This window comes from Pseudomonas sp. AIG (assembly GCF_977020205.1).
In genome coordinates this window covers 85,669-105,140 of sequence record NZ_CDROCK010000018.1, presented here as the reverse complement: position 1 = coordinate 105,140, position 19,472 = coordinate 85,669, and the positions used below count along the sequence as shown (strand labels likewise).

The 19,472-nt window shown below is 58.2% G+C and carries 13 protein-coding genes; 7 read left to right on the top strand and 6 right to left on the bottom strand.

What is annotated here, in order from left to right:
- Nucleotides 1-258 precede the first annotated feature (258 nt).
- Nucleotides 259-1,842 (bottom strand): peptide chain release factor 3, encoded by a 1,584-nt coding sequence (locus ACWR1S_RS13165; protein WP_007915312.1) that lies wholly within the window; start codon nucleotides 1,840-1,842, stop codon nucleotides 259-261.
- Between the two features lie 358 nt (nucleotides 1,843-2,200).
- Between ACWR1S_RS13165 and ACWR1S_RS13160 the strand changes: the two genes are divergently transcribed.
- From ACWR1S_RS13160 to ACWR1S_RS13140, 5 genes are all read left to right on the top strand, one after another.
- Complete coding sequence (locus tag ACWR1S_RS13160) at nucleotides 2,201-2,890, top strand: ABC transporter permease (protein ID WP_169844036.1); 690 nt, start codon at nucleotides 2,201-2,203, stop codon at nucleotides 2,888-2,890.
- Nucleotides 2,891-2,911: 21 nt separating this feature from the next.
- Entirely contained in the window at nucleotides 2,912-3,817 is a 906-nt protein-coding gene (locus ACWR1S_RS13155; RefSeq protein ID WP_454563785.1) for a glycine betaine ABC transporter substrate-binding protein, read from the top strand.
- Nucleotides 3,818-3,829: 12 nt separating this feature from the next.
- Nucleotides 3,830-4,483, top strand: coding sequence for an ABC transporter permease (locus ACWR1S_RS13150; protein ID WP_064119442.1), 654 nt, complete (start codon nucleotides 3,830-3,832; stop codon nucleotides 4,481-4,483).
- Nucleotides 4,480-5,637 (top strand): osmoprotectant ABC transporter ATP-binding protein OsmV, encoded by a 1,158-nt coding sequence (locus ACWR1S_RS13145; RefSeq protein ID WP_454563784.1) that lies wholly within the window; start codon nucleotides 4,480-4,482, stop codon nucleotides 5,635-5,637. Before ACWR1S_RS13150 ends, ACWR1S_RS13145 begins: the two co-directional genes overlap by 4 nt.
- Nucleotides 5,638-6,282: 645 nt before the next feature.
- Nucleotides 6,283-7,446: a type III PLP-dependent enzyme gene (locus ACWR1S_RS13140; protein WP_016986476.1), complete on the top strand. Its 1,164-nt coding sequence runs from the start codon at nucleotides 6,283-6,285 to the stop codon at nucleotides 7,444-7,446.
- 43 nt (nucleotides 7,447-7,489) lie between these two features.
- Here the strand turns inward: ACWR1S_RS13140 and ACWR1S_RS13135 are convergent, their stop codons facing one another.
- The 4 genes from ACWR1S_RS13135 to ACWR1S_RS13120 form a co-directional block, all read right to left on the bottom strand.
- On the bottom strand, nucleotides 7,490-8,368 hold the full coding sequence (locus ACWR1S_RS13135; protein WP_454563783.1) for a hypothetical protein: 879 nt from the start codon (nucleotides 8,366-8,368) through the stop codon (nucleotides 7,490-7,492).
- Between the two features lie 47 nt (nucleotides 8,369-8,415).
- The gene (locus ACWR1S_RS13130; protein WP_454563782.1) at nucleotides 8,416-10,632 is read right to left on the bottom strand and encodes an alpha-xenorhabdolysin family binary toxin subunit A; all 2,217 of its coding nucleotides are present in this window, start codon (nucleotides 10,630-10,632) and stop codon (nucleotides 8,416-8,418) included.
- A 226-nt stretch (nucleotides 10,633-10,858) separates the two neighbouring features.
- A complete protein-coding gene (locus tag ACWR1S_RS13125) occupies nucleotides 10,859-11,614 on the bottom strand; it encodes a tetratricopeptide repeat protein (RefSeq protein WP_454563781.1) in 756 nt (251 codons plus the stop codon).
- Complete coding sequence (locus ACWR1S_RS13120; protein WP_454563780.1) at nucleotides 11,611-12,291, bottom strand: Fe2+-dependent dioxygenase; 681 nt, start codon at nucleotides 12,289-12,291, stop codon at nucleotides 11,611-11,613. Before ACWR1S_RS13120 ends, ACWR1S_RS13125 begins: the two co-directional genes overlap by 4 nt.
- Before the next feature lie 207 nt (nucleotides 12,292-12,498).
- Between ACWR1S_RS13120 and ACWR1S_RS13115 the strand changes: the two genes are divergently transcribed.
- Together ACWR1S_RS13115 and ACWR1S_RS13110 are read left to right on the top strand one after the other, a co-directional pair.
- A complete protein-coding gene (locus ACWR1S_RS13115) occupies nucleotides 12,499-14,817 on the top strand; it encodes a TonB-dependent receptor (RefSeq protein WP_454563779.1) in 2,319 nt (772 codons plus the stop codon).
- 244 nt (nucleotides 14,818-15,061) lie between these two features.
- Entirely contained in the window at nucleotides 15,062-17,590 is a 2,529-nt protein-coding gene (locus ACWR1S_RS13110; RefSeq protein WP_454563789.1) for a PepSY domain-containing protein, read from the top strand.
- A gap of 238 nt (nucleotides 17,591-17,828) precedes the next feature.
- Here ACWR1S_RS13110 and ACWR1S_RS13105 read toward each other — a convergent pair whose 3' ends face one another.
- Entirely contained in the window at nucleotides 17,829-19,370 is a 1,542-nt protein-coding gene (locus ACWR1S_RS13105) for an alkaline phosphatase D family protein (RefSeq protein ID WP_454563778.1), read from the bottom strand.
- Between the last annotated feature and the right edge of the window lie 102 nt (nucleotides 19,371-19,472).

Below are 19,472 nucleotides of genomic sequence, written 5' to 3'. Positions count from 1 at the left end.
GCCCGGATCGATCCCGCAGCGAAGGAACCCCGAGCCCCAGCGAGCGGGCCGCACGCAGGAGCAAGCCTTTTTGGTTACTTTTTCGGCGTCTGGAAAAAGTGCCCCGCCGTAAGGGCGGAACCCTAATCAGCAACACCCGCAGCAACGGATATCCACCCCCCCCCAATAGCATGGTCGGCCCAGAGGCCGCCAATACCAGGGCGAAAAAAAGCCCCCCAGGCACACACCGAGGGGGCTTCGGACAAACCAATTCAGAGCTTAGTGATGCTCACGCGTCGCACGGAATTTCACATCCGGCCAACGCTCTTCCATCAACGCCAGGTTAACCCGCGTCGGCGCGAGATAGGTCAGGTGACCACCGCCATCAACCGCCAGGTTCTCCACAGCCTTGTTGGAAAACTCCTCAAGCTTCTTCTTGTCGCTGCACTCGATCCAGCGCGCGGAATACACAGTAATCGGCTCATACGAGCACTCAACCTTGTATTCCTCTTTCAAACGGCTGGCGACCACATCGAACTGCAGCACACCGACGGCGCCCAGAATGATGTCGTTGCTACGCTCGGGGAAGAACACCTGCGTTGCACCCTCTTCGGCCAACTGCTGCAGCCCCTGACGCAACTGCTTGGACTTCAGCGGATCACGCAGACGCACACGACGGAACAGCTCCGGCGCAAAGTGCGGAATGCCGGTGAAACCGAGGGTTTCGCCTTCGCTGAAGGTGTCGCCGATCTGGATGGTGCCGTGGTTGTGCAGACCAATGATGTCGCCTGCAAAAGCTTCTTCCAACTGCTCACGCTCGGAGGAGAAGAACGTCAGGGCGTCGCCGATGCGCACGTCCTTGCCGGTGCGCACGTGGCGCATCTTCATGCCTTTCTCGTACTTGCCCGAGCAAATGCGCATGAAGGCGATGCGGTCGCGGTGCTTCGGGTCCATGTTCGCCTGGATCTTGAAGATGAAGCCCGAGAACTTCTCTTCCACCGGCTCGACGGTACGCTCGTTAGCGACACGGGCCAGCGGACGCGGCGCCCAATCAACAACGGCGTCGAGTACGTGGTCAACACCGAAGTTGCCCAATGCGGTACCGAAAAATACCGGAGTCAGCTGACCGTCGAGGAATTCCTGCTGGTTGAATTCGTGGCAGGCGCCCTGAACCAGTTCCAGCTGTTCGATGAAGCGCTCGTACTCGTCGCCCAGGTGCGCGCGCGCCTCGTCGGAGTCGAGCTTCTCGATGATCTTGGTTTCGGTGCGTTCGTGACCGTGACCGGCGGTGTAGACAATGATGTAGTCGTCAGCCAGGTGGTACACGCCCTTGAAGTCGCGGTAGCAACCGATCGGCCAGGTGATCGGCGCAGCCTTGATCTTCAGAACGGCTTCGATCTCGTCGAGCAGTTCGATCGGGTCGCGAATATCACGGTCGAGTTTGTTGATGAAGCTGACGATCGGCGTGTCACGCAGACGGCAGACATCCATCAGCGCAATCGTCCGTGGCTCTACACCTTTACCGCCGTCGAGGACCATCAATGCCGAGTCCACCGCCGTCAGAGTGCGGTAGGTATCTTCGGAGAAGTCTTCGTGGCCCGGGGTATCGAGCAGGTTGATCATGTGTTCACGATACGGGAACTGCATGACCGACGTGGTAATGGAAATACCCCGTTGTTTCTCCATCTCCATCCAGTCGGATGTCGCATGGCGATCGGACTTACGGGATTTCACCGTACCGGCCACTGCAATCGCCTTGCCCATCAACAGGAGCTTTTCGGTGATCGTGGTTTTACCGGCATCGGGGTGGGAAATAATGGCGAAAGTGCGGCGTTTCGCGACTTCGGCGGCCTGGTTGGTCATGGGAAATCGCCTGGCGGTGATTCAAAAAAGGGCCGCGATTATAGCCCAACTCGATGCAATAACCGAACCGTTGAGCACATTAAGGGTGGCCAAATGCTGCCGCAGATGGGAACCTTTTAAAGCACGGAGACGTCCATCCCCTGTTACGAATTTTCGTCAGGGGCTGAAAAATCAGCAAGTTAGCCTGACGAGGCTGCGCTCATGGCTCGCTTTCAGACCGCTTTTTGCCGGTGCTGAGGGAGCTGCTTCTCGCGAACGTTTATTCCCGGCAGCCATGTATGGCATGCCACACGGGAGGGCGTTCGCCGACTACAAAAAAAGGAGTCCGCCTGTGGCTATCCGCTATGGCAAAGGGCTGATGGGAGGTGCGGTGGTGATCGCGCTCCTGGCCCTGCTGGTCCACTGGATCGGCATCAACACGATCGAACACTACCGCGACGATTTGTTGTTTTACCTGCAAGCTCATCTGATTCTCGTCCTCGCTTCAATGCTGGCCGCCCTTGTCGTGGGCATCCCCGCCGGCATCTTCCTCAGTCGCCCGACCATGGTCGGTCGCGCTGAACGCTTCATGCAGATCTTCAATATCGGTAACACCGTGCCTCCCCTGGCCGTGCTCGCAATTGCCCTGGGCGTCCTCGGCATCGGCAGTGGCCCGGCGATCTTCGCTTTATTCCTCGCTTCCCTGTTGCCGATTGTGCGCAACACCTACGAAGGCCTGAAAAACGTACAGGGCTCGCTGAAAGAGGCAGCTGTCGGCATCGGCATGACCCCGCGCCAAGTGCTGTGGAAAGTCGAATTGCCCAACGCGGTGCCGATCATTGTCGGTGGTGTGCGCGTGGCGTTGGCAATCAACGTCGGCACCGCGCCACTGGCGTTCCTGATCGGCGCCAACAGCCTCGGCAGCCTGATCTTCCCTGGCATCGCCCTGAACAATCAGCCGCAACTGCTGCTCGGCGCCGCGTGCACCGCGCTGCTGGCCTTGCTGCTCGATGGCGTCGTCACCCTCGCCAGCCGTCTCTGGCTGGAACGCGGTTTGCGCCCGTCTTAAGGCTTTTGCGAAGGAATATTTATGAAACGATTTAGTTCGACTCTGGGATTGATAGCGGGTTGCGTTCTGCTGTTCGCGGGCATCGCGCAAGCCGCCGAGAAGCCCGTGATCCGCCTCGGCGCCCGGGTCTTCACCGAGCAAACCCTGCTCGCGGAAATCACCGCGCAATACCTGCGCAGCAAAGGTTATGACGCGCAGATCACCGGTGGTCTGGGCAGCAACCTCGCCCGCAGCGCCCACGAAAGCGGGCAGCTGGACATGCTCTGGGAGTACACCGGCGTGTCGCTGGTGGCCTACAACCATGTCACCGAAAAACTCGACAGCGCCCAGTCCTACGCCCGGGTAAAAGAACTCGACGCGAAAAAAGGCCTGGTCTGGCTGACGCCGTCGAAATTCAGCAACACCTACGCCCTCGCCCTCCCTAAAAAGGTCGCTGAGGAATATCCGCAGATCAACAACATCAGCCAGTTGAACGAAGTGCTGCGCGCCGAGGCCAAGACCAATCACCTGGTGGCTTTGGACACCGAGTTCGCCAACCGCTCCGATGGCCTGATCGGCATGGTCGATCTCTACGGCATGAACCTCACCCGCAAGAACATCCGCCAGATGGACGCGGGTCTGGTCTACACCGCGCTACGCAACGGCCAGGTATTTGCCGGTCTGGTCTACACCACCGACGGGCGCCTCAACGCCTTCGGCCTGAAGTTGCTGGAAGACGACAAGCATTACTTCCCCGACTACACCGCCGCGCCGGTGGTGCGTCAGGCCTACCTCGACGCGCACCCGCAACTGGCCGAGCAACTCAAGCCGCTGGCCGAACTGTTCGATGACGAAACCATGCGCCAGCTCAACGCGCGGGTCGACGTCGATCACGAAAGCCCCTCGAAAGTGGCCGCCGATTTCCTGCGCCAGCACCCACTTAACTAAGGAGGAAAAGTCATGGAATTTCTGAACGCCTTTTCCCATCTCGACTGGCAGCAGGTGATGCACCTGACCTGGCAGCACATCACCCTCGTCGGCATCGCCGTGACCCTGGCGATTGTCGTTGGCGTGCCGCTGGGCATTCTGATGACACGCTTTCCTACCCTCGCCGGTCCCTTGCAAGCCAGCGCCACGGTGCTGCTGACCGTGCCGTCGATTGCCCTGTTCGGTCTGCTGCTGCCGTTCTACTCCAAGTTCGGCCAGGGCCTCGGCCCGATGCCGGCGATCACCGCCGTGTTCCTTTATTCACTGCTGCCGATCATGCGCAACACCTACCTCGCCCTCACCGGCGTGGAACCGGGTATCCGTGAAGCCGCGCGCGGTATCGGCATGACCTTCAGCCAGCGCCTGCGCATGGTCGAATTGCCGATTGCCGTGCCGGTGATCCTCGCCGGTGTGCGCACCGCCGTGGTGATGAACATCGGCGTGATGACCATCGCCGCGACCATCGGCGCCGGCGGTCTCGGTGTATTGATCCTCGCTTCCATCAGCCGCAGTGACATGTCGATGCTCATCGTCGGCGCACTGCTGGTCAGTCTTCTGGCGATCTTCGCCGACCTGTTTTTGCAGTGGCTGCAACGCTCTTTGACTCCAAAAGGATTACTCAAATGATCGAACTTCAAAACCTCAGCAAAACTTTCCAAAGCAACGGCAAAGATGTCAAAGCCGTGGACTCGGTGAGCCTGACCGTCAATGAAGGCGAAATCTGTGTGTTCCTCGGGCCATCGGGTTGCGGCAAAAGCACCACGCTGAAGATGATCAATCGCCTGATCAAACCGACCTCGGGCAAGATCCTCATCAACGGTGAAGACACTACCGATCTCGATGAAGTGACCCTGCGCCGCAACATCGGCTACGTGATCCAGCAGATTGGCCTGTTCCCGAACATGACCATCGAAGAGAACATCGTCGTCGTGCCGAAACTGCTCGGCTGGGACAAACAGAAATGCCACGACCGCGCCCGCGAATTGATGAGCATGATCAAGCTGGAGCCCAAGCAGTATCTGCATCGCTACCCGCGTGAACTGTCCGGTGGCCAGCAACAGCGCATCGGCGTGATCCGCGCACTGGCGGCGGATGCGCCGCTGTTGCTGATGGACGAACCGTTCGGTGCGGTCGACCCGATCAACCGCGAGATGATCCAGAACGAATTCTTCGAGATGCAACGGGCGCTGAACAAGACCGTGATCATGGTCAGCCACGACATCGACGAAGCGATCAAACTCGGCGACAAGATCGCGATTTTCCGCGCTGGCAAACTGCTGCAGATCGATCATCCGGACACGCTGCTCGCGCACCCGGCAGACGACTTTGTCAGCAACTTCGTCGGTCAGGACAGCACGCTCAAGCGTCTGTTGTTGGTGAAAGCCGAAGATGCGGCGGACAACGCGCCGTCGGTGAGCCCGGAAACCCCGGTGGCCGATGCGCTGGAATTGATGGACGAACATGACCGTCGCTATGTCGTGGTCACTTGTGCCGAGAACAAGGCGCTGGGCTATGTGCGTCGTCGTGATCTGCACCGTCAGACCGGCACGTGCGCGCAGTTCCTGCGTGAATTCAACGCCACAGCGGCGTACGACGAACATTTGCGTATCCTGCTGTCGCGCATGTACGAGTTCAACCGGTCGTGGCTGCCGGTGTTGGACGCCGAGCGGGTGTTCCTTGGCGAGGTGACGCAGGAGTCGATTGCCGAGTATCTGAGCTCCGGCAAATCCCGCGGCGGCAAGACCAGCATCGTCTCGCCAGCTGAGGCCGTAGTCGCCTGATAAATCGGTAAACACACAAAACCCTGTGGGAGCGAGCTTGCTCGCGAAAGCGCAATATCAGTCAACAACGATGTCGACTGCGAAAAAGCCTTCGCGAGCAAGCTCGCTCCCACAGGATCCGGGTGATTTTTTCTTCATTCATCATGCGGAAATTAATCTCAACACCGCATAACCGCACAGCCTGTCTAAAACGACCCGCGAAACAACCAAAATCCCCCTCAAACCCTCCTCACGCCGCCAACGTCGCCGATGTTGCCGACATCACACTTGCCCACGATTCAGCCGACATAATCCGCGAACGTGCAGGTATTTTTAACACTCAAAAATTCTCGGGGAACATCTGCCCGTCATCTCGGTCGGCTACAAAGAGTGATGAACGCGACGCACGTCAGAAGCGTGCAAAAACGCGACATTTTTAGTTGATCTCACGCCCCTCACGCCCTAAAGTTCGCGCCGAACGTCCATGCTGGAAACGATCCATCCGGCTCAAGTACTGACGACGAGACAGCAAGGCCAAGGGCAACGCCCCATGGCCTTTTTGCTTTCGGCGACATGCCTTGGGAAGTAGGCGAACCAAAGTGGGGATACGGAGGACGTTCATTTGCACCCATTGATTAACGACGTTTGCCACTAGGAGTCCCAAGTATGTCGATCCAGGTCGAAGACTATTTCGCGCGCGCTACATTCGACAAAATGAAGGCGTTCGCCGACAAGCAGGAAACCCCGTTCGTGGTGATCGACACCGCGATGATCAGCCAGGCCTACGATGACCTGCGCGCCGGTTTCGAATTCGCCAAGGTCTACTACGCGGTCAAGGCCAACCCGGCCGTCGAGATCATCGACCTGCTCAAAGAGAAAGGTTCGAGTTTCGACATCGCCTCGATCTACGAGCTGGATAAAGTGATGGATCGCGGCGTCAGCGCCGACCGTATCAGCTACGGCAACACCATCAAGAAATCCAAGGACATCCGCTACTTCTACGAGAAGGGCGTGCGTCTGTTCTCCACCGACTCCGAAGCCGACCTGCGCAACATCGCCAAGGCTGCCCCGGGTTCGAAAGTCTATGTGCGCATCCTCACCGAAGGCTCGACCACGGCTGACTGGCCACTGTCGCGCAAATTCGGCTGCCAGACCGACATGGCCATGGACCTGCTGATTCTCGCTCGCGACCTCGGCCTGGTGCCTTACGGCATTTCGTTCCACGTGGGTTCGCAGCAACGCGACATCAGCGTCTGGGACGCGGCGATCGCCAAGGTCAAAGTGATCTTCGAGCGCCTGAAAGAAGAAGACGGCATCCACCTCAAGCTGATCAACATGGGCGGTGGCTTCCCGGCCAACTACATCACCCGCACCAACAGCCTGGAAACCTACGCCGAAGAAATCATTCGCTTCCTGAAAGAAGACTTCGGTGATGATCTGCCGGAAATCATTCTCGAGCCGGGCCGTTCGCTGATCGCCAACGCCGGCATTCTGGTCAGTGAAGTGGTACTGGTTGCACGCAAGTCGCGCACGGCGGTCGAGCGTTGGGTGTATACCGATGTGGGCAAGTTCTCCGGCCTGATCGAAACCATGGACGAAGCGATCAAGTTTCCGATCTGGACCGAGAAAAAAGGCGAGATGGAAGAAGTGGTCATCGCCGGTCCAACCTGCGACAGCGCCGACATCATGTACGAGAACTACAAGTACGGTCTGCCGCTGAACCTGGCGATCGGTGATCGGTTGTACTGGTTGTCGACCGGTGCCTACACCACCAGTTACAGCGCGGTTGAGTTCAATGGCTTTCCGCCGCTGAAGTCGTTTTACGTGTAATAACTGCTTGAAATCAAAAGGCCCATGCATGCATGGGCCTTTTTTATTTGCGCAACCATGTCTCAAGGTGATCAACCATCGCCATGAACTCGTCGGCCCCTTCTTTCGTGGCCGCCAATTGGAAGTTCAACTCTCTGAGTGTCGACACGCGCCGGGCTTTCAACAGTTCATTGATCGCAGTGTCTATGCGTAAAACCGCCTCCTCGATAAAGACGCTGATTTGCGCGCTCACCGAAGCCAATCCGTTAAACAACCGCGCAATATCGGTCTTGTACTCTGTGGCGCGAATGTCTGCATTCGAAGAGGAATACGCGACGTCCCAAACCGGTGTTGTGCGGGTATCGCGGAACAACTCCTGAACAACGGTCGGCTGGGCATGGCATTGACACGCGCGATGGTCCATTGCCCTGACAAACACGGCGTGCAATCCGAACGACTCGTCATGCACCTCTGCGATTGGGTATTTCAGTTGCTGGATCAGCGATCTGAGTGAATAAAATCGCAACGTCAACTCGTGAATCAGCCCCCGCACGTCAGTGGCTGGATACAACTTCCACGTTGGCGATCCGGACAGGCTGTACAACTTGAAATTCACTTGGTCGAGCAGTTCGCCCCTCGAGGTACTTTGGCTGATGTCCCGGGTTTCCTGGGTAAATACGGTGAGATCCGACACGTAAGCCCTGCATAAGGCCCGGGCCTCATCTGTCCATCCCCAAAACGCTTGCAGATAACGCTCATTGAAACGGGCGTTGTTCAAGCGCGAGTCGCTGGCTAACACGGCGGGGACATGACCGCCGGCCCTGCGGCGCTCAAATACCATGGCAATATTGTTGAACGTCGGCACGAGCGACCCGAGATACGCCGTGTAACGATCCAGTACGCGTCGCTGGGCGGCAGAAAACTCATAGGCAAGTGTATTCATGACTACTCAGGAGGCGATGGGCGCACAGCCCACCGCCCCGCCCCCCCTTATTGTTGAACAGTTTTCAGATACTTGACGACGTCGGTAATCCGGGCAATCGCATCGGTTGCACGGTCGTCTACCGGCAGAGCCTTGTCCTGCTTGAAATCTCGGCAGAACGACTCAAACCCGGCGACCAGATTGGAAAACTCATTCACATAGCTCCAACGCCCGTCATCCAATTGATCAAGCTCCTCGACCAGTTGAATTTTCCCCGCGGTCTGGGCGATCTCGTTCACGTATTTTTTGACCTGCGCTCGCAAGTCTGCGGCTTTGTCCCTGAGTTTGTTGTAGCCCGCCAGCATGTTCAGGAAGGAAATCGATTCACCGATACCGGCGATGATTTTTTTCAGCGTGTCGACAGCCAGCATCGCAACTGCAACCTGTGGTGGCGCCATCCCCAAGGCTTTGAGACTGTCCAGGGATAGCTGCGTTTCCTTGCCGATCTTCTCCACGCCAGCCTTGGCGATCAAGTCGATGCCTTCGGCCACCGATTTCATTTCCGCTTCCAGAGCGATCACTTTCTCCTCAGCCTTCAGTTTCAGCGCTCGCGTGATGTCCTGGTCCTGCTGCAGCGCCGCAATCCATTCCTGCGAAGCAGCTCGGTCATACGCCGTGCTCATACCATTGCGGGTCGTTTTCAGATCGTCGAAGCGTTCGCAGATTTTTTTGTAAACCTGCTTTAGCTCCGATTCCATATCCTCACGGACTTCGTCCGCATCTTCCGGAAAGGCAAGTTCAGCCTGATAGCCCTTCAGCTTGGTCTGCGCGCGCTCCAGAGCGATAACATCACTCTGGGACTGATTACGCATATCAAAGCTGGTTTTCTGGATGGCATCGGCCAGTTCTTTCATGGTGCGCACGGTGCCCGGCAAATAGTTGAACTGCTCAAACAACATTTGCGCTGTAACATTACGCTGCTGGACTGCAAGGGCATGCTCACGCAGAGCAGCAACATTTAAATCGGGGTAGGTTTTATTGTTATACGACGACAGCATGACTGTCTTGCTCCTGAATGCCGGAAAGCTGTTTCCATACTCTTTATCCGCCGCTGCGAAAACGCCCAGCAGTTGATCAGAACTCGATTTGATCTGTTCCCACGGATCAATAATCGCCAGAATCTGGTTTTTGAAGCGTCGCAAGGAAGTCACTTCCAATAGCAGATCAGCTTCCTTGATAGAGGCACTCACATAAGTACTTAGTGCATTCCATACCAGCATCAGATTTTGCGTGGCAACTTCAGCCTCGATCGTTACATAGCTCAGATTCTGCAAGTCGTCGCGCACTTTGTTCAACGAACTCAGTGTCTGGCTCTTGCTGGCCATTTTCTGGTTGGCCGTTTGTTGTTGTTCTTTAAGACTGTTTCGCTCCTTGCGGATTTTTTCAGCCTTGACGCCCTGATAGATACCCAGAATCAAGCCACCGATGTTCAACGTCGCTGCAGATTTGATTGCCTCCTGAACAAGCTGGTCATACTGCTTGTTGAGTTCATCGATCTCTTTCGAGCGCTGGTCAATCTCACCCTGGAGAACCTGAATGTCCGCCTGGTAGGTATTTCTCGACACAAACTCCAGGCGCAGCTTGATCTCCGGCAAGACTTTTTCGCGCATATCAATGCCAAAGCTGTCCAGTTGCGCTCGCACCCGTTCGGCTTTTTCATGGCACTGTCTGACTTTGCCTAGCATGTCGTTGAGGTAGGCCTTGATCTCCGGAACATCGCCAGCCGGCAATGCAAGATCAGGCAGGTTGGGAATCTGTCGCTTGAGTTCCAGATACTGTTCTGGGGTGTTGATATCGTGCTCTTCCAGATACCTCGAAGCTTTCAGATCCTCATAGATTTCGACGATGCCTTTGCCTGTGCGGATGATGCTGCCGGCGAAAATCTTCAGGTCGGTTCCGGTGAGCATGACTTGCTCACGTAACGGCGACCAGCGCTTGGCGTGGTCATACGTCGTAGTGAAGGTGCGCAGAAAATCTGCGGGTTTGAGTCCTACGCCACCGGCATCACCGGCACCGTAATTCAAATAAGCAATAACGTCTTGCAATCTGACGGGCAAAGACAGTCCGAGAACTTCATACTTTCTTAAACTGATGATCTGTTCTTTGGTTAACTGAATACCGGTATCCCGATTGTATTCTTCACCGTCGCCCATAGAGGCATTAACAAATGCTTGAGGCGCCTTGGCGGCGGCCTCGACAATCTTGTCGTCAATTCTGGATTCCATAAAGACTCCTTGTCTTAGTTGGATGATTAATTTGTCAAACAGGCAGCAAAGAGGAAATCAAACCAACTTCCTTTATCGCCAGCCAGAAACAAACCTTAGAGCACCCAGACAACAATCAACAAGCGTCAATATATTAAAAATCAAGACAGCAAAGACACTCCATTCATCTTCAAGACAACTTAAACAGGCCGATAATTACTCGAACAACTAACGAGCACTATCAAACTTACTCGCCACCCCACTGATTCAGGCGTAATAAGTAGGCGTGCGCCAGTGCACGGATCTGCGCGTGCTGAGCCTTCATCAATGATTCACTGGCGACCCGCAGAAAGTTCGCATTCCCCCCGACCATCGCCTTGCGCAGCCAGCCGAGCGATTCTTCGACACGTCCCTCATCCGCCAGCACCGCGGCAAAACTGAACTGCCCGCGAAAATCCCCGCCCTCGGCCGAGCGCCGATACCAGTCGCGCGCCGCTGCCGAATCCGCCGGACACACCTGCCCTTCTTCCAGATACCGTCCAAGCAGATTCATTGATTTCGCGTGGCCCCGTTCAGCCGCACACTGATACAACGCCAGCGCCTGCAAATGATCCACCGCGACACCGCGCCCGGTCGCCAGCAGATTGGCGAGGTTGTACATGGCCCAATCCAGCCCGGCATCTGCTGCAAGCCGATAGTGCTGCGCGGCAATCGACGCATCCGCAGCCACGCCCCAGCCATGCTCATGACAACGCCCGAGCATGTTGCGCGCCATCAGATGCCCGCGCCCCGCGGCGATGCCGAACCAGCGCAGCGCCAGCGGTTGGTCCTGGGCGATGCCCTGGCCGTCGAGCAGGATCTGCCCGAGCAACGCCTGCGCCTCTACTTCGCCCTCACCCGCGGTCAGCAGAATTGCCTGCGCCGCGCGTGCCGGGCTTTCGGCGAGCATGGTGCTGAGTTGTTCGCCGTCGAGGACTTCCTCGCGGCGCAGCTGGAAACTCATACCTCGACCCAGCGCCGCAGCAAGTTGTGATAGGTGCCGGTGAGGCGGATCAGCGAAGGATGATCAGGCATGTCTTGAGTCAGTTGCTGAATCGCCCCGTCCATCTCGAATAACAGCGCGCGCTGGCTGTCTTCGCGCACCAGACTTTGCGTCCAGAAAAACGACGCATAGCGTGCGCCACGCGTGACCGCGTTGACCTTGTGCAGGCTGGTGCCCGGGTACAACACCATGTCGCCGGCGGGCAACTTCACCCGTTGCGTGCCATAGGTGTCCTGGATTTCCAGTTCGCCGCCGTCGTAATCCTCAGGCTCGCTGAAGAACAGCGTCGCCGACAGATCGGTGCGCACGCGCTCGATGCTGCCCTTGGGCTGGCGTACGGCATTGTCGATGTGGAAATCGAAACTGCCACCGGCCGTGTAACAGTTCACTAACGGCGGGAACACTTTGTGCGGCAGCGCCGCGGACATGAACAGCGGGTTTTTCCACAACCGTTCCAGCATCGCTGCGCCGATTTCCTTGGCCAGCGGATGGCCTTCGGGCAGTTGCAGATTGTGCTTGGCCTTGGCCGACTGGAAGCCGGCGGTGATCTTGCCATCAGCCCAGTCAGCCTGCTCCAGAGCCTGGCGAATGCGCTGCACTTCTTCTTTCGCGAACAGTGCGGGGATGTGCAGCAGCATGGCGATGTCACCTGATGGCAAAGAGGCGGCAATGGTATTGATTCTTATTGGCCGTGTAAAACCCGGGAGACGAATGAACTGGCAAAAACCGTAAGGTTAAATTGTAAAGAATGTAAATTCAGTGCGAATAACAATGTTTCGCAATTGATACGAATACTTGTTTAACCTATATTCCGCCGCCTCAAATCCTTGGGGAGGGGAATAAAAATGGCACGTCAACACGCACAATTACCGGTCAGTTCACCACGTCTGCTCGCCTCTGCAATCGGTGTGGCAATCACCGCCGGCTCCGCTGGCCAGATGGTCTTCGCCGCAGAAAAAACCGACAGCAAAGCCGCCGGCAATGCCATTGCCCTCGACGCCACCGCCATCACCGGCGAAGCCCAGGACTCAACGTCCTACCAGGTCGAAAAAGCCTCCTCGCCCAAGTACACCGCGCCGCTGGTCGATACACCGCGCTCGGTCACCGTCATTCCGCAACAAGTCCTCAAAGACACCGGCGCCCTGAACATGCAGGACGCGCTGCGCACCGTGCCGGGCATCACTTTCGGTGCCGGTGAAGGCGGCAACCCGCAGGGCGACCGTCCGTTCATTCGCGGCTTCGACGCGCAGGGCGACACCTACCTTGACGGCGTGCGCGACACCGGTTCGCAGAGCCGCGAAATCTTTGCCGTGGAAAACATTGAAGTCAGCAAGGGCCCGAACTCCGCCATTGGCGGTCGCGGCGCGGCAGGCGGCAGCATCAACCTGGTGAGCAAAAAAGCCCACTTGGGCAACTCGTTCGACGGTGGTTTCACCTGGGGTTCCGACCAGACCCAGCGTTACACCCTCGACGGCAACTATCAGTTCAGCGACACCGCCGCTGGCCGTCTGAACCTGATGAGCCACGAGAGCAATGTCGCCGGTCGCGACAAAGTCGACTACGACCGCTGGGGTATCGCTCCGTCCCTGGCGTTTGGCCTGGGTACCGACACCCGCGTCAACCTCGACTACTACCATCTCGAAAGCAACGACACACCGGATTCGGGCGTGCCGTACACCATTCCGGCCGGCGGCTCCGCTGCACGCACCAAGTCCAATCCGGACAAGCCTTACGCCGGCGGTGACCACAGCAATTTCTACGGTCTGGATCGCGACTTCCGCAAGGGCCGCACCGACACCGCGACCTTCGCCATCGAGCACGACCTGAGCGACTCGCTGACCATCAAGAACACCCTGCGTCACGGCACCAGCATGCAGGATTACATCCTCACCCAACCGGACGACAGCAAGGGCAACGTCAACAACGGAACGGTCTGGCGTCGTGCGAACACTCGGGTGAGCAACACCGAAACCACCACCAACCAGACTGACCTGTTCGGCAATTTCTACGTTGCTGGCTTCAAGAACAGCTTCTCCACCGGCGTTGAATACACCCGTGAGGAAAGTCAGAAGTCTTCGTACAACGTCAACGTCGACACCACACCAGGTTCACCGGGTAACTCCAGCACCAACTGCACCCCATCGATGGTCGGCGCGTCGAGCGGCTACAACTGCACCTCGCTGTCGAACCCGAACCCGAACGATCCGTGGAACGGCGCGATCTCGCGCAACTACGCCGGCACCGACACACAGGCCAACACTTACGCGCTGTACGTGTTCGACACCCTGGAGTTGAACGAGCAGTGGCTGGTGAACATGGGGCTGCGTTACGACCACTTCGATACCGACTACAAGAGCTACAACGCCGCTGGCACCACCACGTCCAAGGGCGATGACACCAGCGAGTTCGTCACCGGTCAGTTCGGCGTCGTCTACAAGCCTGCGGAAAACGGCAGCATCTACGCCTCCTACGCCACCTCGGCCACGCCACCGGGCAACACCTTGGGCGAAGGTCAGGAAGGCAACCCGCTGGGCGGCACCCCGGATCGCAGCGGCAACCTGCTGAGCAGCGACCTGGAACCGGAAACCACCAAGAACTACGAAATCGGCACCAAGTGGGATCTGCTCAACGATCGCCTGTCGCTGACTGCGGATATCTTCCGCACCGAGAAAGAAAACGCTCGTGTGCAAGTCGACACCACCTCGTACGAAAACGCCGGCAAGACCCGCGTGCAAGGTATCGAACTGTCGGCCAGCGGCAAGATCACCGACAAGTGGCAAGTGTTCGCCGGTTACGCCTTCATGGACAGCGAACAAATCGACGGCGGCCCGCTGGGCAAGGCCAACGATGGCAACGAACTGCCGAACACGCCGAAAAACAGTGCCAGCCTGTGGACCACTTACCAGGTCACGCCGAAGCTGACCCTCGGTGGCGGTGCGTTCTACGTCGACGACGTGTACGGCAGCGTGGCCAACACCACCATGGTTGACTCGTATGTTCGCTACGACGCGATGGCCGCGTACAAGCTGACCAAGAACGTCGACCTGCAACTCAACGTGCAGAACCTGACCAACGAAACCTATTACGACAAAGCCTTTTCGACCCACTTCGCCAACCAGGCGGCGGGCCGTACGGCACTGTTGAGCACCAATTTCCACTTCTAAACACGGTGGAACCTGTGAAACCTGTGGGAGCGAGCTTGCTCGCGAAAGCGGTGGGTCAGTCAGCCTTCATGTCACTGACAGATTGCATTCGCGAGCAAGCTCGCTCCCACTGGTGATGTGATCAACAGGCTTGGCCCCGTTCATTCAATTGAACGGGGCTTTTGTGCGTAAGAAAGAACGCTTCTCGATAACCCACGGCATAATGCGCGCCGTGAAGACAATTTTCGAACGGACGGCGAGTGACGTGTTGAAGAAAACCCTGTTCCAGTTGCACTGGTTTTTTGGCATCACCGCAGGCCTGGTGCTGGCGTTGATGGGCATCACCGGCGCGGCCTATTCGTTTCAGGACGAAATCCTGCGGGCGCTGAATCCCTCCGTTCTGCAAGTGGAAAAGCAAGTCGCCGGCGTGCTGCCGCCTGTCGAACTGGTAGAGCGCATCGAAGCCACATCCGGCAAAAAGGTCTCGATGCTCTGGGTCGAGACCGACAGTGGCAGCGCGGCGAAAGTCTTCTTCACCCCGCCCAAGGGTGAACGTCGCGGTGAGATGCGCTACTTCGATCCGTACACCGCCGAGTTCATGGGCGACGCGGTCGGCCAGGATTTCTTCGGCCTGATGCTGCAACTGCACCGCTTCCTCGCCATGGGCGACACCGGCCGCAACATCACCGGCGCCTGCACATTGATCCTGTTGTTTTTCTGCCTCTCTGGTTTGTATCTGCGCTGGCCACGGCAGTGGAACAGCTGGCGCATATGGCTGACCCTCGACTGGAAGAAAAAGGGCCGCGCGTTCAACTGGGATCTGCACTCGGTGGCCGGCACCTGGTGCCTGCTGGTGTATCTGCTGCTGGCACTGACCGGGTTGTCGTGGTCGTACGAGTGGTACAACAAAGGCCTGACCAAGCTGCTTTCCGACGCACCACAAAACGAGCGCGTGCGCGGTGGTCGCGGCCCAGCGCCGGAAGGCCCGGCACCGACCGCCGATTACGCGGCGATGTGGAGCAGCATTTACAGCGCTGCTGGCCCAGGTCTGGCCGCGTACAACATCCGCATGCCGGCCGTCGCTGGTCAACCGGCCACCGTGTTCTATCTGCTCGACAGCTCGCCGCATGATCGCGCACTGAATCAGATCACCCTCGACCCGGCCACCGGCGTGGTCAAACGCGTCGACCGCTACGCCGACAAGAGCTTCAAGGCGCAACTGCTGACCAGCATTTATGCGCTGCACGTCGGCAGCTATTTCGGCTTGGTCGGGCGGATCATCATTACCCTCGCGGCAGTGTGCATGCCGCTGTTCTTCATCACCGGCTGGCTGCTGTACCTCGATCGTCGGCGCAAGAAAAAGCAGATCAAGGATGCGCGAAAAGGCCTCGAACAACCGACTGGCAATGCCTCGGCGTGGCTGATCGGTTTCGCCAGCCAGAGTGGTTTTGCCGAACAACTGGCGTGGCAGACCGCCGGGCAATTGCAGGCCGCCGGGTTGCCGGTGAAGGTGCAGCCGCTGGCCAATGTCAGCGAGCAGGATCTGCGTGATTCGAACAATGCATTGTTTGTCGTGAGCACCTTCGGCGACGGCGAAGCTCCGGACAGCGCGCGCGGTTTTGAGCGCAAAGTGTTGAGCAAGGCTGCAACGCTCGACAGTTTGAATTACTCGGTGCTCGGTCTTGGTGATCGTCAGTATCAGCACTTCTGCGGCTTCGCCAAGCGCCTGCATCAGTGGCTGAGCGAACACGGCGGCAAGACCCTGTTCGCGCCCGTGGAAGTCGACAGTGGCGATCCATACGCGCTGCGCCACTGGCAAACCCAACTCGGTCTGCTCACCGGAAAAGCGCCGGTCGATACCTGGCAAGCGCCAAGCTACGACAACTGGACGCTGACCCGCCGCGAATTGATGAACCCGGACAGCAGCGGTGCACCGGTTTATCTGTTGGGACTGAGCGCACCGAACACCAGCAGTTGGCTGGCCGGCGACCTGGTCGAAATACTGCCGCGCAACTGCCCGTGGGCCATCGAACACTTCCTCGACGGCCTCGGCATTCGTGGTGAAACCACGGTAAAAATCAACGGACTCGACGAGCCGCTGGAAGTGGCGCTGGCCTCGCGCCAATTGCCCGAGCATCGCGCCCATCTGGTCGGCCTGCACGCGCAATCACTGGTCGATGCGATGGTGCCGCTGGCCATGCGCGAATACTCGATCGCCTCGATTGCCGCCGATGGTGTGCTGGAGTTGATCGTGCGCCAGGAACAGCATGCCGATGGCACCCTTGGCATCGGTTCTGGCTGGCTGACCGAGCACGCGCCAGTGGGCGGCAGCATCAGTTTGCGCGTGCGCCGCAACAGTGGTTTCCATCTGCCGAACGAACCGCTGCCGATGATTCTGCTGGGTAACGGCACAGGCCTGGCCGGGCTGCGCAGTTTGCTCAAGGCACGGATTGCCGAGGGTCAGCAGCGTCAGTGGTTGCTGTTTGGCGAGCGCAATCGTGAGCACGATTTCCTCTGTCGCGCGGAGCTGGAGGAGTGGTTGATCAATGGTGATCTGGAGCGGCTGGATCTAGCGTTTTCGCGGGATCAGGCCGAGAAGATTTACGTGCAGGATCGCTTGCGTGAATCGACTGGCGAGTTGAAGAAATGGCTGGCGGACGGGGCGGTTATCTATATCTGTGGCAGCCTTCAGGGGATGGCTTCGGGGGTTGATCAAGCGCTTAACGACATTCTCGGTGCCGACGAAGTCGAACGCCTGATTGAGCAGGGCCGTTATCGACGTGATGTCTATTAAAAGACCCTCACCCTAGCCCTCTCCCAAAGGGAGAGGGGACTGATTGGGGGCGATTCACGCAATACGCCGACCTGAACGTGCTTCACCGAATCCAGAATCGAGAGAGGGTTTTGTACCTGATCTCATAATCAACTCGGTCTTTCAGGTCGATGTATGACGCAAGACAACTCGGTCGGCCCCCTCTCCCTCGGGGAGAGGGCTGGGCGGGCGGCGTTCCGATGAGGGTCGCTCTTGATCTTCAAACCGGCTGCAATTTTTTCTCAAAAACCGCCACCCCATTCAAATCCCGCAACACCACACTCATCTCCCCACTCCCCCCTTCAATATTCACCTCGCCAAAAAACTGAAACCCGGCAAACGGCGATGCGTTCTGCGCCGGCGGCGCCTTCTCGAACACCACCTCCGGGCCAAAGGTTTTATCCAGCGGATTAGGCCCGAAACTCCCGGCATTCAGCGGGCCCGCGACAAACTCCCAGAACGGTTCAAAATCCTGAAACGCCGCGCGATCCGGGTGATAGTGATGCGCCGCGCAGTAATGCACATCCGCCGTCAGAAAGACAAAATTGCGCACCTGTTGCGCACGCAGGAAACCGAGCAATTCGGCGACTTCCAACTCGCGGCCCTGCGCCGGCCCCGGATCACCATTGGCCACCGCCTCCCAGCGCGCGACACCCGGACTGACCTCACCATCAGGCACGCCCAGACCAATCGGCATGTCGGCGGCAATCACCTTCCACTGGGCTTTGGATTTCTTCAAACCGCGCTTGAGCCAGTCCAACTGCTCACGCCCCAGGAACGGTTTTGCCGCGCCGAGGTTGTCGTCATTGGCGCCCCGATAACTGCGCATGTCGAGCACAAACACATCGAGCATCGGCCCATAACTGAGCTTGCGATAAATCCGCCCGCCCCCGTCGGCAGCCTGCAAACGCATCGGTGAATATTCCAGCCACGCCTTGCGTGCACGGCCGACCAGGGTGTGGATATCTTTCTCCTGATAGCGCTCGTCGAGCTGTTTGCCCGGCGACCAGTTGTTGACCACTTCGTGGTCGTCCCACTGCCAGATCTGCGGCACCTCGGCGTTGAAGCGGCGGATGTTTTCGTCCATCAGGTTGTAGCGGTAGTTGCCACGATAATCGTCGAGGGTCTGCGCGACTTTGCTCTTGGCTTCGGTGGTGAGGTTGCGCCAGATTCGCCCGCCTTCAGTGGTGAGCTGAGCGGGCACCGGGCCGTCGGCGTAGATCGTGTCGCCGCTGTGGATAAAGAAGTCCGGCAGGCGCAGACGCATGGCCTCGTAGATGCGCATGCCACCGATGTCCGGGTTGATGCCAAAGCCCTGGCCGACGGTGTCGCCGCTCCAGACGAAACGAATATTGCGCCGCGCCGTTGGTGCGCTGCGCAAATGGCCCAGCCACGGTTCGCTGGCGACGCCGGTGCGGGCGTCCTTGAAGTACACGCGATAGAAAATCGCCTGATCGGCGGGCAACCCGCTGAGTTCAACGCGGGCAGTGAAATCGCTGCGGGCATCGGCGAGCGCCGAGACCAATCGGCGTGGGTTGCGAAACTGGCTGCGGGTGTCCCACTCGACCACCATATGCGCGGGACGATCGCTGCGGCTCCAGATCATCGCGCGGTCGCCTTGCAGGTCGCCGGACTGCACGCCATCGGTCAGTTGCGGCCGATCCTTGACCGAGGCAATCACCGCCGGCGCCAGGCCTGGCATCAGCAATCCAGCACCGACGACTTGCATGACACGCCGGCGACCGGGGTTGAAATCGCTCATGGTGTTCTCCCTGAAAAAAGGAAAACTTAAGCACGCCTATATGAACTCGCCATGACACCAGACACACCACACAACCAATGTGGGAGCGAGCTTGCTCGCGAA

What these genes read in the sequence shown, in the direction of transcription:
- ACWR1S_RS13165 (WP_007915312.1), bottom strand. Translation starts at nt 1,842, where the DNA reads ATGACCAACCAGGCCGCCGAAGTCGCGAAACGCCGCACTTTCGCCATT.
- ACWR1S_RS13160 (WP_169844036.1), top strand. Translation starts at nt 2,201, where the DNA reads ATGGGAGGTGCGGTGGTGATCGCGCTCCTGGCCCTGCTGGTCCACTGG.
- ACWR1S_RS13155 (WP_454563785.1), top strand. Translation starts at nt 2,912, where the DNA reads ATGAAACGATTTAGTTCGACTCTGGGATTGATAGCGGGTTGCGTTCTG.
- ACWR1S_RS13150 (WP_064119442.1), top strand. Translation starts at nt 3,830, where the DNA reads ATGGAATTTCTGAACGCCTTTTCCCATCTCGACTGGCAGCAGGTGATG.
- ACWR1S_RS13145 (WP_454563784.1), top strand. Translation starts at nt 4,480, where the DNA reads ATGATCGAACTTCAAAACCTCAGCAAAACTTTCCAAAGCAACGGCAAA.
- ACWR1S_RS13140 (WP_016986476.1), top strand. Translation starts at nt 6,283, where the DNA reads ATGTCGATCCAGGTCGAAGACTATTTCGCGCGCGCTACATTCGACAAA.
- ACWR1S_RS13135 (WP_454563783.1), bottom strand. Translation starts at nt 8,368, where the DNA reads ATGAATACACTTGCCTATGAGTTTTCTGCCGCCCAGCGACGCGTACTG.
- ACWR1S_RS13130 (WP_454563782.1), bottom strand. Translation starts at nt 10,632, where the DNA reads ATGGAATCCAGAATTGACGACAAGATTGTCGAGGCCGCCGCCAAGGCG.
- ACWR1S_RS13125 (WP_454563781.1), bottom strand. Translation starts at nt 11,614, where the DNA reads ATGAGTTTCCAGCTGCGCCGCGAGGAAGTCCTCGACGGCGAACAACTC.
- ACWR1S_RS13120 (WP_454563780.1), bottom strand. Translation starts at nt 12,291, where the DNA reads ATGCTGCTGCACATCCCCGCACTGTTCGCGAAAGAAGAAGTGCAGCGC.
- ACWR1S_RS13115 (WP_454563779.1), top strand. Translation starts at nt 12,499, where the DNA reads ATGGCACGTCAACACGCACAATTACCGGTCAGTTCACCACGTCTGCTC.
- ACWR1S_RS13105 (WP_454563778.1), bottom strand. Translation starts at nt 19,370, where the DNA reads ATGAGCGATTTCAACCCCGGTCGCCGGCGTGTCATGCAAGTCGTCGGT.